Below are 12,044 nucleotides of genomic sequence, written 5' to 3'. Positions count from 1 at the left end.
CTCAGTCTCCCTTCAACCGCTGGCGCGTATCGGCGATGCGGCGGAGCGCGCCTGGGCGGCCGAATGGGTGACCGCGATCCTCGCCAAGGAAGGCGTCACCATCGACCCGACCGTGAAGGAGCATGTCTGGTCGGCGTTGACGTCACTGGCATCCTCGCCCGTCGAGGAACGCACGATCACCGGCCTGACGGTTCTCTTGCAATCGACCGCGCTCAAGCAGGCCCTGCAACCTTATTGTGTCGGCGGCTCCTCCGGCCGTCTGCTCGACGCGGAGGCCGAGCAGCTCGGCTTCGCCCCGGTGCAGGCTTTCGAAACCGAGGGCTTGATTGGCGCTGGAGCGGCACCTGCCGTTCTTACCTACCTCTTCCATCGCATCGAGGGACGGCTCGACGGCCGGCCGACGCTCCTCATCATCGACGAGGGTTGGCTCGTCCTCGACGATCCGGCCTTCGCGCAACAGCTCAGGGAGTGGTTGAAGACGCTACGGAAAAAGAACGCCTCCGTCGTCTTTGCCACCCAATCGCTCTCCGACATCGACGGCAGCAACATCGCACCCGCAATCGTCGAGAGCTGCCCGACGCGCATCTTCCTGCCGAACGAGCGCGCAATCGAACCGCAAATCGCCGCGATCTATCAGCGGTTCGGTTTGAACGATCGCCAGATCGAGATCATCGCGCGGGCGACACCGAAGCGGGACTATTACTGCCAGTCCCGCCGCGGCAATCGGCTCTTTGAGCTCGGCCTCGGGCCGGTCGCGCTCGCCTTCTGCGCCGCGTCTTCCAAGGCCGACCATGCCGCAATCGAGCGGTTGCTCGCTGAGCACGGCCGCGACGACTTCACGCCCGCCTGGCTCGCCGATCACGAGCTGCTCTGGGCTGCCGATCTCATCCCTGACCTGACAAACCTGGAGGTACAATCATGATCACTCGTAAGACGCAGCGCGCAAACTTCGTCGCCACGACCGCTCTCTCGCTCGCTCTATCGATCTCGCCGCTTTTGACGGCACCGGCCTCCGCGCAGTGGATCGTCTACGACCCCACCAACTTTAGCCAGAATGTGCTGACTGCGGCGCGCGAGCTGCAGCAGATCAACAATCAGATCCAGATGCTGACCAATCAGGCGCAGAGCCTGGTGAACCAGGGAAAGAACCTCGCCAACCTGCCGTTGTCGACGCTGACCCAGCTTCAGGCACAGGTCGCACGGACTCAGTCGCTGCTGAGTCAGGCCCAGAACATCGCCTTTAGCGTCGAGCGCATCCAGACGGCGTACTCCACGACATACGGCACGGCGGCGGCCACGGGCTCCAATGCGACGATGTTTGCCGCGGCTCAAACCCGTTGGCAGAACTCGGTGGGCGCTTTCGAGGACTCGCTAAAGGTGCAAGCCGGCGTCGTCGGCAATATCTCGACCAACTCCAGCGCAATGAGCTCGCTGGTTACCGCCAGCCAGTCGGCAAGTGGCGCCCTGCAGGCCGCTCAGGCCGGCAATCAGCTCCTGGCCCTGCATTCCCAGCAGCTTTCCGATCTTGTCGCGGTTCTCGCCGCGAAGGGGCGGGCGGACGCGCTGGAGCAGGCGCGCGTGACGGCGACCGAATCGCAAGGCCAGCAGCAGTACAAGATCTTCGCGACGCGCAGCGGCTACCAGCCCGGCAACGTCACTATGTTCAGCGGCAACTGAGGCACCGACCATGGAGCGCTCGGATATCCTTCGCGCTGGCGCGATGATCATCGTGTTCGCCATTTTCCTTGCCGCGCTGCACGTCATCCATCGGCGCCCGGCGGAACGGTCCGTATCCGATGCCCCCTCTGTCTCCGCTCCCGATGATCTCTCGGCCGAGCTGCGCCGCTGCAGCGCGCTCGGACCCCAGGATGCCGAAGATCCGCACTGCCAGGCGGTTTGGAAGGAGAACCGCGCGCGCTTCTTCGGCGGGCCGGCGCGGCCACTTCTGCCGCAGGCCGCGCCGGCCACTCAGCCGATGACGAACGCCACGCAGGGAGAGAAGCCTTGAACAACGTAGGGGTTATTGACACCTTCCTCAATACTTTCACGACCTACATTGATTCAGGTTTCGGTCTGGTCAAAGGCGAGGTCACGTATCTCTCGTCGACGTTGATCGTCATCGACGTCACCTTGGCCGGCCTGTTTTGGGCCTGGGGCGCAGACGAGGACATACTCCAGCGGCTGGTGAAGAAGACCCTCTATATCGGCTTCTTTGCCTTCATCATCACCAACTTCAACAAGCTCTCAGGCATCATCTTCAACAGCTTTGCTGGCCTCGGTCTGAAGGCCGGTGGCTCATCGATCTCGCAAGCGGACTTTTTGCGACCCGGCAAGCTGGCGCAGGTCGGTCTCGATGCCGGGCAGCCGCTGCTCGACGCAGCAAGCCAGATGATGGGCTTCACCAGCTTTTTTGCGAACTTTGTCCAGATTGCCGTGCTGATGCTGTCCTGGCTGCTGGTGCTGATCGCCTTCTTCATCTTGGCGGTGCAGCTCTTCGTCACGCTGCTCGAGTTCAAGCTGACGACCCTCGCCGGCTTCATCCTTATTCCCTTCGCGCTCTTCAACAAGACCGCCTTCCTCGCGGAGAAGGTGCTGGGCAACGTCGTGGCGTCCGGCGTGAAGGTCATGGTGCTCGCCGTCATCGTCGGCATCGGCACCGGGCTGTTCTCCCAGTTCACGTCAGCCTATGGCGGCGGCCAGCCGACGATCGAGCAGGCGCTCTCCGTCGTGCTGGCGGCACTCGCCATGCTCGGCCTCGGCATCTTCGGTCCCGGCATCGCCACCGGTCTTGTTTCCGGCGCGCCGCAGCTTGGCGCGGGCGCTGCCGTCGGCACCGGCCTTGCCGTCGCCGGTACCGCAATGGTCGGCGGCGCGGCGCTCGGTTTGGCCGGAAGGGGAGCGATGGCAGCTGGCTCCGGTGCTGCGGCCGCCGCGCGTGGTGGTGCGGCGATGGCGGGCGGTGCGTCCTCCGCCTACAGCCTTGCATCGGCCGGTGGGTCCGGCGCTGGCGGCGTCGCGTCCGGTCTCGGCGGCGTGGGCCGTGCGGCGGCAAGTCACGCGGCAGCTCCCGTCAGACGCGCCGCTGCGCGAGCAACGGGGGCAATGACGGAAAGTTTTAGCTCTGGCGCCCGTGCCGGCGTCGCCAACACCGGTGGCTCCTCGACGATGGGGACCATCGGGAGCGGCGCCGCCGCAAACGATGGAACCGCATCTCAAGCAGCGAACGAGAGCGGTCCGCCCGCCTGGGCCCAGCGCGTCAAGCGTAATCAGGTCGTCATTCACGGCGCGCAGACGGCCGCGCAAGCCCTCAAATCCGGCGACAGCCATGGCGGCGGTCACGCCGTCGACCTCTCGGGAGGAGAATAAAAAGTGTCAGTCTTCCGGCGATCGTCGGTCCGCTTCGGCCGTACACCCGAACCCGAAACCCCGTATCAGCGCGCAGCCCAGGTTTGGGACGAACGCATCGGCTCAGCCCGCGTGCAGGCCAAGAACTGGCGGCTGATGGCCTTCGGTTCGCTGATCCTGTCCTGCGGCCTCGCCGGCGGGCTCATCTGGCAATCCACCCACGGCACCGTCGTTCCCTGGGTGGTGCAGGTCGACAAACTCGGCGAAGCGCAAGCCGTGGCACCCGCCACCGCCGACTACCGGCCGAACGACCCGCAGATTGCCTGGTATCTCGCCCACTTCATCCAGATCGTCCGCTCGCTTCCGGCCGACCCGATCATCGTGAGGCACAACTGGCTGCAGGCTTATGATTTCACGACCACGGCGGGCTCGGTGGCGCTGAACGACTACGCCCGCGCCAATGACCCCTTCGCCAATCTCGGCAAGCAGCAGGTCGCTATCGACGTCTCCAGCGTCATCCGCGCCTCGCCCGACAGTTTTCGCGTCGCCTGGGTCGAACACCGCTTTCAGGATGGGGCGCTCGCCGGCACCACACGTTGGACCGCGATCCTCACGATCGCAATTCAGCCGCCCACCGACGCCGATCGGCTGCGCAAGAATCCACTCGGCATCTACGTCAACGCCATCAACTGGTCAAAGGAGCTGGGACAATGACCCCGCCGATTTTCTCAAGAGCCGGCGGTCCGGCTTCGCAGCTTATCGTTCACCAAAACCGGAAAGTCGGCGATACGTCTCCCCGTAAACCCGCCTTTGCGGCTTTGCTGATGGTCGCATCGGCGCTTGGCGGCTGCGCACACAATTTCATCCCGCCCGACATCAATTACGACACCGCGGAGCCGGCGACGCTTACCGCTGATCCGCCGGCGCCGGTCCAGATCGTGGAATTGCCAAAACCCCTGCCGCTACCGGGGCAGTTGAAACCGCTCGTCTCCGGCAAGCGCGTCCCCGAAGCCGCTGACCCCAAGGTTCGCGTCAAACAGGCCAACGCCGCGGCACGGGTGCAGCCGGTCCGCAACGGCTTCATCAACGCAGTGCAGGTCTATCCGTTCTCCGGCGGAGCCCTGTACCAGGTCTATACGGCGCCCGGTCAGATCACCGATGTCGCTCTGCAGGAAGGCGAGCAGCTCGTTGGCTCCGGACCGGTCGCCGCCGGCGACACGGTGCGCTGGATCATCGGAGATACCGAGAGCGGGGCGGGCGCGACCCGGAAGATCCACATTCTGGTCAAGCCGACGCGGCCCGAATTGGTCACCAATCTCGTGATCAACACCGACCGGCGAACCTATCTCCTTGAGCTGCGCTCTACGGAGAAGACCTACATGGCCTCGGTCTCCTGGCAGTATCCCGAGGACCAACTCATTGCGCTTCGGCGGCAGAATGCGGCGGCTGAAACCGCAGCGCCCATTGCGGCCGGCGTCGATCTCGCCTCGATCAACTTCCGCTACTCAATTGAGGGCGACGATCCGGCTTGGCGTCCACTGCGCGCCTTCGACGACGGGAACAAGGTTTACATCGAGTTTCCGAGTGGGATCGTTCAAGGCGAAATGCCGCCGCTGTTCGTCATCGGTCCGGCCGGCGGCTCTGAACTCGTGAACTATCGCGCCAACCGCAACTACTACATCGTCGACCGCCTGTTCGCCGCCGCCGAATTGCGTCTTGGCGACAAGGACAGCGAGCGGCGCGTGCGCATCGTCCGCACCGACGGAAGGCCGCGCGCATGGCGATAGATGGCGAAGACGAACATCAGCGCGAGATTCCGCCCGTCGCGCCACCGGACCTTCGGCTTCGAGGCGAGCGGCCCCGTGTCACGCGGCTCTCGCGCAAGGTTCTGATCGGCCTCGGCGCAGTGTCGGCCCTCGCCGTCGCGGGCGCGCTCGGCTACGCACTGCAGACTGGGAACAAGCAACAGGCCGGCCAAGAGTTGCTCAGCACCCAGAACAGGCCTTCGGCCGACGGCCTCGCCGCCTTGCCGAAAGACTATACCGGTCTGCCGCGCCAGGCGCCGCCGCTCGGGCCACCGCTGCCCGGCGATCTCGGCAAGCCGATCCTCAACGCCGGAGCTGCACCGAACACCGTGGCAGCGACGTCAGACCCGGAGACGCAGCACAAATCCCAGGAAATCGAGGCAGCGCGGGTAAGCCGCCTCTTCGCCCAAACCGCTCAGCAACCGCAGAGTGTCGGCCAAGTCATCCCGAATGCCGCGGCCGGCATAGTGGCGGCTCCAGCCGCGACACCGCCCGTCGACGCCGGGTCCGCCCAGAACATGCAGGACCGCAAGACGGCCTTCCTTACCGCTGCGACGGACAAGCGCACAGTCAGTCCGGACCGGCTCGAGGCCAAGGCCTCACCTTACGTCGTGCAGGCTGGCACCGTGATCCCGGCCGCGCTCATCACGGGCATTAGGTCCGATCTGCCTGGCCAAGTCACTGCTCAGATCACGGAGGCGGTCTGGGACAGCCCGTCCGGAAAATATCTTCTGATTCCGCAGGGTGCGAAACTGATAGGCCAGTACGACAGTTCCGTTGCGTTCGGCCAGTCCCGCATCCTCTTGGTCTGGACTCGCATCATTATGCCGGACGGCAACTCGATCGTGCTGGAGCGCCAGCCTGGCGCTGACACTGGTGGTTATGCTGGACTCGAGGACGAGGTCGACAACCACTGGGGTATGCTGTTCAAGGCCGCCGCTCTCTCGACCATGCTCAGCGTCGGAGCGGAGGCGGGGACGAGCCAAAATGAGAACAACCTCGTTCAAGCGATCCGTAGCGGTGCGTCCAACAGCATCAGCCAGACCGGCCAACAGATCGTGCAGCGCCAGCTCAACATCCAGCCGACGCTGACCATCCGGCCAGGTTTCCCGGTGCGGGTTATCGTCACGCGGGATTTGGTATTGGCTCCGTACGGAAAGGGGCGAACGCCATGACGAAGCTCAAGCTCGGGCCGCTTGAAGACGACAAGCCGGTCAAGCTCACGATCGAGCTGCCGGCGGCGGTTTTCAGGGACCTCAAGAGCTACGCCGAGATTTTAACGCGTAGCGGAGGCGCGACGACGCCGGCCGAGCCTGCCAAATTAATCGCGCCGATGATCGAGCGTTTCATGGCAACCGACCGCGCCTTTGCAAAAGCTCGCCGAAATGCGGCTCAGGTCGTCTCTGGATCAGCCGAGAGGTCTGGATAGCGTTCCCGAAGTAGGGCGAGGAACGGACGCAGTGACGGATTGCAGTTGTCTTGCCGCCAATAAGCGCGGAAGCTCAGCCGCGTCGGACCCTCCGCATCATGGACCTCGCGGAAGGTCACTCCCTGATAGGCCGCGCCGGTCGCGCCTTCCAAAGTCAGCAGGACACCCCAGCCCGCGCCCACCAAAGTGAGAAGCCGGTCGAGCGCCACATCATGGTGAAGCAGCCAACACGGATCGGACCCACCCAATTTGCTGACGAGAAGCTTGAGCAATTCCGGTGCCGGGCCATGCTGTGACAACAGAAGCGCTTCCTCCCTCAGTTCGCCCCAGTGAACCACATCACGCCTTGCCAGCGGATGGCCCTTGGGGAGGGCGACGACGACACGTTCGCTCCAGAGCGACAAGCACCCGTCGCTCCAGCTTGAATTGGGTTCGGCCACAAAGGCGACGTCAATGGCGGAACTGGCTAGATCGGAGATCAGATGGTCTCTCGATCCGTCTACCAGATGCGTATCAGCATCGGGGAAGCGGTGCCGGTGGTCGAGGAGGGTGGCCCGGAGATTGCCGGCTGAGAGTGAGGCGTGGACGCCGATGGTCAATCGGCCGCTCTCGCCTCGCCAATGAGTCTTGAGGCGAGCGGCGATCGCTTCCGTTTCATCCACGATGCGCTGGGCGGCATCGAGGAATTCTTGCCCTTCAAGGGTCGGTCGCGTGCCGGCGTAAGTGCGCTCGAAGAGAGCGCCGCCCAACTTGTATTCGAGATTGCGCAGGCGACGACTAAGCGTCGACTGCTTGATTCTGAGCGTTTCTGCCGCTTGGCGGAGGCTTCTGTGGTGAGATGCGGCGATTGCCCAGCGTAGATCTCTTAATTCCACTGGCGTGGTCGGAGCCCTATGGCGAATTGCCGGTGACCAAACTTTTTTTTGAATGGTTCACTCCATTTGTTTGCGCTGCTTCAGCGCCTTCTTCGCGCTAGCCCTGACGCAGCCATTGAGCGCCTTCGTGAAGGCATTGGAGGTTCTGGCGACCGACCGCAATGGCGTGTAAAAGAGCCAACGTAGGCTTCCGCCCCGACCAAAAAAATCGCTGTCGACTTCAGATTGAACCGCATGTAGCTGCCCGCCAGCTAAGAGGCTAAAGCGCGTCCATTCGACGAACTCAACCGCGAAAAGGTCAGGAGCTTCGGTAAGTAATTGCGAGAAGGTTTAGCTATCTGCCCTCGGTTGCCTCCTTTTCAAAGGATTCGGCGATCTCGTTTCTCCGACCAATGATCGAACCGACCTTGGCGCATTCGACAACTCGTTCACTGAGTGGCGCGCCGACGCTGGCTCTTGCCATCGGAGTGCAATCGCCTCGGCGAGCGTTACGGGCGGGTTCAGACGAAGTTCTGCTTGAGCAAGACGGCTGGGCCGTTTGCTGGAATTATGCCACCAAAATACAATCTATTTGATTAGATGACGACTCGGCCTCACGACAATCCATCGCCAAATCAGATCGGTCCATCACATTAGTTGGTGGTTGCGCTTGGATGCGCCGCCGAGGTTGCGAACAAGGTTGCAGCGGAACCGCCGGTCACGGGAGGCCACGGTTATCGCCTCAGCCTCATCGAGCGCTCCTTCTGAGATGCGGGGGAGCCATCGCATGGGACCTTCGAACGTGATTGCTCCTGACTGGATCGGCAAAGTAGCCCTACCGCCTCAGCATTTATTAATGAGTCTGCACCCTGCTAATAGTAGCGTTATAGTCAGTGGTTTGACGGTCAGAGCGAATGGCATGCTTGGCACATGAAAACTCGTGCGCTAGTGGCTTGGAATGTGCGTCGGATTCGGGCGAAACGCGGTATTTCCCAAGAGAGATTGGCTTACCAAGCCGGGATGGACCGCTCTTACATGGCCAGTCTTGAGCGGCAATCGAAAAATCCGACAATTGATCTCCTCGATCGCATCGCCGAAACGCTGGGCGTTCATTTTGTCCGAATTCTTTGCTCGGCCGTCCAAACATGCGGTGTCTTGCAAGACCTCGCCTAAACGCCGTAAGTCAGCGCGTCTCGGCAAGCCGCGTGTCCAAAAGAACAAACGCAACGGTCCGACGCCACAGAATTTCGAATGAGGCCTCGGCGAGAAGCTTGGAGCCCGAACAGATCGGGCGCCGGCTTTCGCACCAGCCGATGCACGCCCGCGTAGGCTATCAACTCGCGGCCTTGAACCGGCACCCCTCGATATCACTGGTGAGCCAGCTACGCTGGCGAGGCTACAGGCACGCAGCAGCGGCTCCTCGTCGACCTTGAACCCGATCATGGTGAATTCGCCGCTGCGGAAGCGGAACGACGAATCCCGCGTGGTGGTGAAGCTGAAGAGATTGTCGGCCCAGTGGGGGCTACTAAGCTATGAAGATGGAGATGCGGGCGGCAATACGGAATCCCTGATACCGGCGAATGGATCCAGCATGTCTCGCCTACTGGGACACGATCTTCGGCGGTTACTTCTCGTCCTATGGCGCCATCTTTGACGCCACGACAAAGGCGTGCCGATGGTGTCTGTGTCGACTACTATACCGCATTCCAGAGCGACCAGTTTGGCCAGTGTCGAGCAAGCGGGGATGTTGCCTATCCCGCAACAGTGGGCAGTTAGGTGCTTACACCGAAGCGGCACCGCATTTTCTACATGATGAAAACTATCTGACAGGTTCCAAATATTGGCCGCCTACAAGATCTGGCAGGGGCCTAGCTTAGCCAGCTTATGTATATAGCGGAACCTCTGTCCCGCATTTTGCGCGGGGACACGCGGCAGGTAACGGAGGTCACAGATGGCATACAAGAAACTCATCAATCAAAGCGGCCTGACACTTACGGTGTTGCTCATCACGCGCGTTGGCTCAGAGCCGAACCAGTCCGGACAGATCGTCGCAACGGCGCTACCGGTGGGTGGCAAGCAGACGATTGAGTACGGCAGTGCGCAGAATCCCTTCCTCAACGGGCTCGTGATTTCCTCATCTTCCGATGGCGCGTTTTCGAACGGGTCGCAGATCGTGACGACTCGGGGCAGCAGCTGGGATACTGTCCTGAACACGCACGATACCCTTACCTTTAGCGGAGCGGGTGGGCTGAACGTGGTGGGCTCGAACATATAACCCGCCACGGCACCGACGGTCCCGCGGTGGCGGACTTGGCCGCTCCTCGATGGCAAGCCGATCCTGGCGGCGTCGCCGCCCTGCTCGGATGAGTGCAGCCGATGGACGGAAAGGCAACTCTTGTGACTTCGGCGCCCGTGCAGCGGTGATCACCCGTGCCGGGGTGTTGGATGACTTCGCCGGAGACGAACCATGATGCCTTCACTTTGGTTGTCCAACAGGACCCCAGGTGCTCTGAAGAAAGGCCCGCGAGTTCATGAAAGGACCGCGCGGGATCATCATGGAATGACGGTATAGCATATGAGTACCAATCTTATGTTGCACGAGCCGCCCAACGCGCTGCGGCTGATCACACAGGCGTATACGAGCCTTCTCATTATCGGCTTCGCCCTGCTGCCCACTCAGTTCATCGCTTACCTTTATTTCCAGCAGGATCCCGCGCTGAAGTTTGAAGACCACCTGTTCCACGAATTCGCCATCGCCGTCGCCACCCTCGAGGGGCTGTTCGTCACATATGTGACGTGGCGTTGCTATCGGTCTTCAGGCGAGCCGTTGTTGCGGTGGTTGACCCTTGGTTTTCTGGCCTTCGTGCTGATCTATTCGCTGCACGGCGCCTTCACCGGGATGGCACATCGCAATATTTGGCTGTTTCTGCTCTATGGGCCGGCGTCGCGTCTGGCGATGTCGATTTTGCTCTTCGTCGGGCTACTCAGCTACAACCAGCCGTCAGACGAGCTTGAGAAGCGCTCGGACACGCGCGCGTGGCTCATGTGGATTGGCCTGTTCCTTACGGTGGACCTAGCTGTCGCACTTGTCGCCTATTCACGCTATGCTGGGCATCCGGTGGTCCGCCTGTCCATGGAGGGCGGCGCATTGCTATTCAGCGCGCTGAACGTCGCGGCCTTGCTCATGCGACGGATTCACTCACCGCTGATGCTTGTTTTCGGCGTTTCTGTCACATGGTTTGCGTTATCGTCGCTCGCATTCATTTTGGCCGCGCCGTGGAATCATATGTGGTGGCTGGCTCACGCGATCTTTGCTGGCGGCTTTTTTCTGCTCAGTTATGGCGTCGTCCGAGCTTTCCGAACAACGCAATCGTTCGCGACCATCTATAGCCAGGAAGAAATGACCGCCCGCCTGGCCAAATCGATGGCTGACACTCAAAAAGCACTCCAGCAAGTGCAAATGAGCAATCAAAGGTTGGAGCGGCTCGCCGCCACCGACCCACTAACCGGTGCCGGGAATCGGCGCCACTTCATCGAGCATATCGGCGCAGAGATCGCGCGTGCCAAACGGACCGGTGCTCCATTGGCTCTGCTATCCCTCGATCTCGACCATTTCAAGGATATCAACGACTCGCGTGGTCACAGCGTCGGCGATGAGGTCCTGCGCGTATTCGTGCGAAAGTGCCTGGAGGCAATCCGGCCTTACGACTCTGTCGCGCGCGTGGGCGGTGAAGAATTCATGGTACTGCTGCCGGGGGCGACGCTCGACGCGGCTTGCGCGGTCGCCGAGCGCCTTCGGTCGGCCATCGAACGCACCGCATTCGACGTCGGAGCCGAACCGTCGGTCGGCGTCACCATCAGTGTTGGAGTGTCGGAGTTCGGGCGCGATGCAGACACGCTCGACGGGTTCTTGAACGTCGCCGACCAGCGACTCTATCGTGCAAAATTTGAAGGTCGCAACCGCGTGGTTGTCGCCTAGGTTATCCTTCATCGCTCACTTCGTCTCTGGTGCTCTGGGCCCCGACGCCCGTTCTCGCTATCATTCTCCGAGTCAAAGCCGCAACTCCACTAACAATTATTCGGTCATGGTCCATCCATTGCAACATTTGCAGGTAGATTCGCACCACAATAGGTTGCTGCCGGGAGCTGTCATGTCGTTGCTTGCTACAACAGCGCTTGACAGCCATTGTTCCGTCGAGCGCTCAACTGGCAGCAGCCGCCGCACCTCGCCAAGGCGGCCGGCCCTTGGCGCGCGCCGCGATTACCGATCCGCTGGCCAGGCACTCGGCAGAATGTCGGGATCAGGGAGCACAACTGACAGGAACCTAGTCGCGCCGATTGCTATCCCACGTGAACTAGCGGCTCGCGCTCCAGGGTGTTCAAGTGGCAGATGTAACTCGTTGCTTCGGCCGCGCTAACGATGTGCGAACTTGCAGGTCGCTCGAACACAACTTCTGCCCGGCAACTATCGCTACCCGATGGCTCATTGCAGCTTCCGAAGCCGCAACTGAAGTTCGGCAATCGGCGCAACATCTGGTTCTCAGTTAACAACCGCGCTGCGGGCACCAACCTCACTGGATCACTCTACGTTGCGAAATTTCGACTGAGATG

11 protein-coding genes and 2 pseudogenes are annotated in these 12,044 nt (G+C 61.8%); 11 read left to right on the top strand and 2 right to left on the bottom strand.

What is annotated here, in order from left to right; all coding sequences use genetic code 11:
* The 8 genes from ACVWYP_RS42990 to ACVWYP_RS42955 all read left to right on the top strand — a co-directional run.
* On the top strand, positions 1-922 hold a 922-nt coding region (locus ACVWYP_RS42990; protein ID WP_456684298.1), incomplete at its 5' end, for a TraG/VirB4 family ATPase.
* Positions 919-1,677 carry a P-type conjugative transfer protein TrbJ gene (trbJ, locus tag ACVWYP_RS42985; protein WP_028344230.1) on the top strand — a complete coding sequence of 253 codons (759 nt, stop codon included), beginning with the start codon at positions 919-921 and terminating at the stop codon, positions 1,675-1,677. The genes ACVWYP_RS42990 and trbJ, both read left to right, overlap by 4 nt.
* Positions 1,678-1,687: 10 nt before the next feature.
* Positions 1,688-2,008, top strand: coding sequence for a putative entry exclusion protein TrbK-alt (trbK-alt, locus tag ACVWYP_RS42980; protein WP_028344231.1), 321 nt, complete (start codon positions 1,688-1,690; stop codon positions 2,006-2,008).
* Positions 2,005-3,366: a P-type conjugative transfer protein TrbL gene (gene trbL / locus ACVWYP_RS42975; RefSeq protein WP_028344232.1), complete on the top strand. Its 1,362-nt coding sequence runs from the start codon at positions 2,005-2,007 to the stop codon at positions 3,364-3,366. Before trbK-alt ends, trbL begins: the two co-directional genes overlap by 4 nt.
* Positions 3,367-3,369: 3 nt before the next feature.
* Positions 3,370-4,059 (top strand): conjugal transfer protein TrbF, encoded by a 690-nt coding sequence (gene trbF / locus ACVWYP_RS42970; protein WP_028344233.1) that lies wholly within the window; start codon positions 3,370-3,372, stop codon positions 4,057-4,059.
* On the top strand, positions 4,056-5,132 hold the full coding sequence (trbG, locus tag ACVWYP_RS42965; protein ID WP_028344234.1) for a P-type conjugative transfer protein TrbG: 1,077 nt from the start codon (positions 4,056-4,058) through the stop codon (positions 5,130-5,132). Before trbF ends, trbG begins: the two co-directional genes overlap by 4 nt.
* On the top strand, positions 5,123-6,325 hold the full coding sequence (locus tag ACVWYP_RS42960) for a TrbI/VirB10 family protein (protein ID WP_028344235.1): 1,203 nt from the start codon (positions 5,123-5,125) through the stop codon (positions 6,323-6,325). The genes trbG and ACVWYP_RS42960 overlap by 10 nt, the downstream gene beginning before the upstream one ends.
* The gene (locus ACVWYP_RS42955; protein WP_028344236.1) at positions 6,322-6,579 is read left to right on the top strand and encodes a DUF2274 domain-containing protein; all 258 of its coding nucleotides are present in this window, start codon (positions 6,322-6,324) and stop codon (positions 6,577-6,579) included. The genes ACVWYP_RS42960 and ACVWYP_RS42955 overlap by 4 nt, the downstream gene beginning before the upstream one ends.
* Here the strand turns inward: ACVWYP_RS42955 and ACVWYP_RS42950 are convergent.
* Positions 6,543-7,454: a LysR family transcriptional regulator gene (locus ACVWYP_RS42950; protein ID WP_085970796.1), complete on the bottom strand. Its 912-nt coding sequence runs from the start codon at positions 7,452-7,454 to the stop codon at positions 6,543-6,545. The genes ACVWYP_RS42955 and ACVWYP_RS42950 overlap by 37 nt on opposite strands.
* 909 nt (positions 7,455-8,363) lie before the next feature.
* On the opposite strand from ACVWYP_RS42950, the pseudogene ACVWYP_RS42945 reads away from it, so the two are divergent.
* Positions 8,364-8,688, top strand: a pseudogene (locus ACVWYP_RS42945) (helix-turn-helix domain-containing protein).
* Between the two features lie 131 nt (positions 8,689-8,819).
* On the opposite strand, the pseudogene ACVWYP_RS42940 reads toward ACVWYP_RS42945, so the two are convergent.
* Positions 8,820-8,963 (bottom strand): annotated as a pseudogene (locus tag ACVWYP_RS42940) (ferredoxin--NADP reductase); the annotation flags it as partial.
* A 421-nt stretch (positions 8,964-9,384) separates the two neighbouring features.
* Between ACVWYP_RS42940 and ACVWYP_RS42935 the strand changes: the two are divergent.
* Both ACVWYP_RS42935 and ACVWYP_RS42930 read left to right on the top strand, forming a co-directional pair.
* Positions 9,385-9,708 carry a hypothetical protein gene (locus ACVWYP_RS42935; protein WP_018268871.1) on the top strand — a complete coding sequence of 108 codons (324 nt, stop codon included), beginning with the start codon at positions 9,385-9,387 and terminating at the stop codon, positions 9,706-9,708.
* A gap of 300 nt (positions 9,709-10,008) precedes the next feature.
* Positions 10,009-11,412, top strand: coding sequence for a GGDEF domain-containing protein (locus ACVWYP_RS42930; RefSeq protein ID WP_028344238.1), 1,404 nt, complete (start codon positions 10,009-10,011; stop codon positions 11,410-11,412).
* Positions 11,413-12,044: the final 632 nt, after the last annotated feature.

This window comes from Bradyrhizobium sp. USDA 3262 (genome assembly GCF_054060035.1).
Note: the sequence above shows the minus strand (reverse complement) of the source record. Positions and strands in the feature narration are given on the sequence as shown.

Coding starts and splice junctions, on each gene's coding strand:
- ACVWYP_RS42930 (WP_028344238.1), top strand. CDS start 10,009: ATGAGTACCAATCTTATGTTGCACGAGCCGCCCAACGCGCTGCGGCTG.
- trbK-alt (WP_028344231.1), top strand. CDS start 1,688: ATGGAGCGCTCGGATATCCTTCGCGCTGGCGCGATGATCATCGTGTTC.
- ACVWYP_RS42960 (WP_028344235.1), top strand. CDS start 5,123: ATGGCGATAGATGGCGAAGACGAACATCAGCGCGAGATTCCGCCCGTC.
- trbG (WP_028344234.1), top strand. CDS start 4,056: ATGACCCCGCCGATTTTCTCAAGAGCCGGCGGTCCGGCTTCGCAGCTT.
- ACVWYP_RS42955 (WP_028344236.1), top strand. CDS start 6,322: ATGACGAAGCTCAAGCTCGGGCCGCTTGAAGACGACAAGCCGGTCAAG.
- ACVWYP_RS42935 (WP_018268871.1), top strand. CDS start 9,385: ATGGCATACAAGAAACTCATCAATCAAAGCGGCCTGACACTTACGGTG.
- trbJ (WP_028344230.1), top strand. CDS start 919: ATGATCACTCGTAAGACGCAGCGCGCAAACTTCGTCGCCACGACCGCT.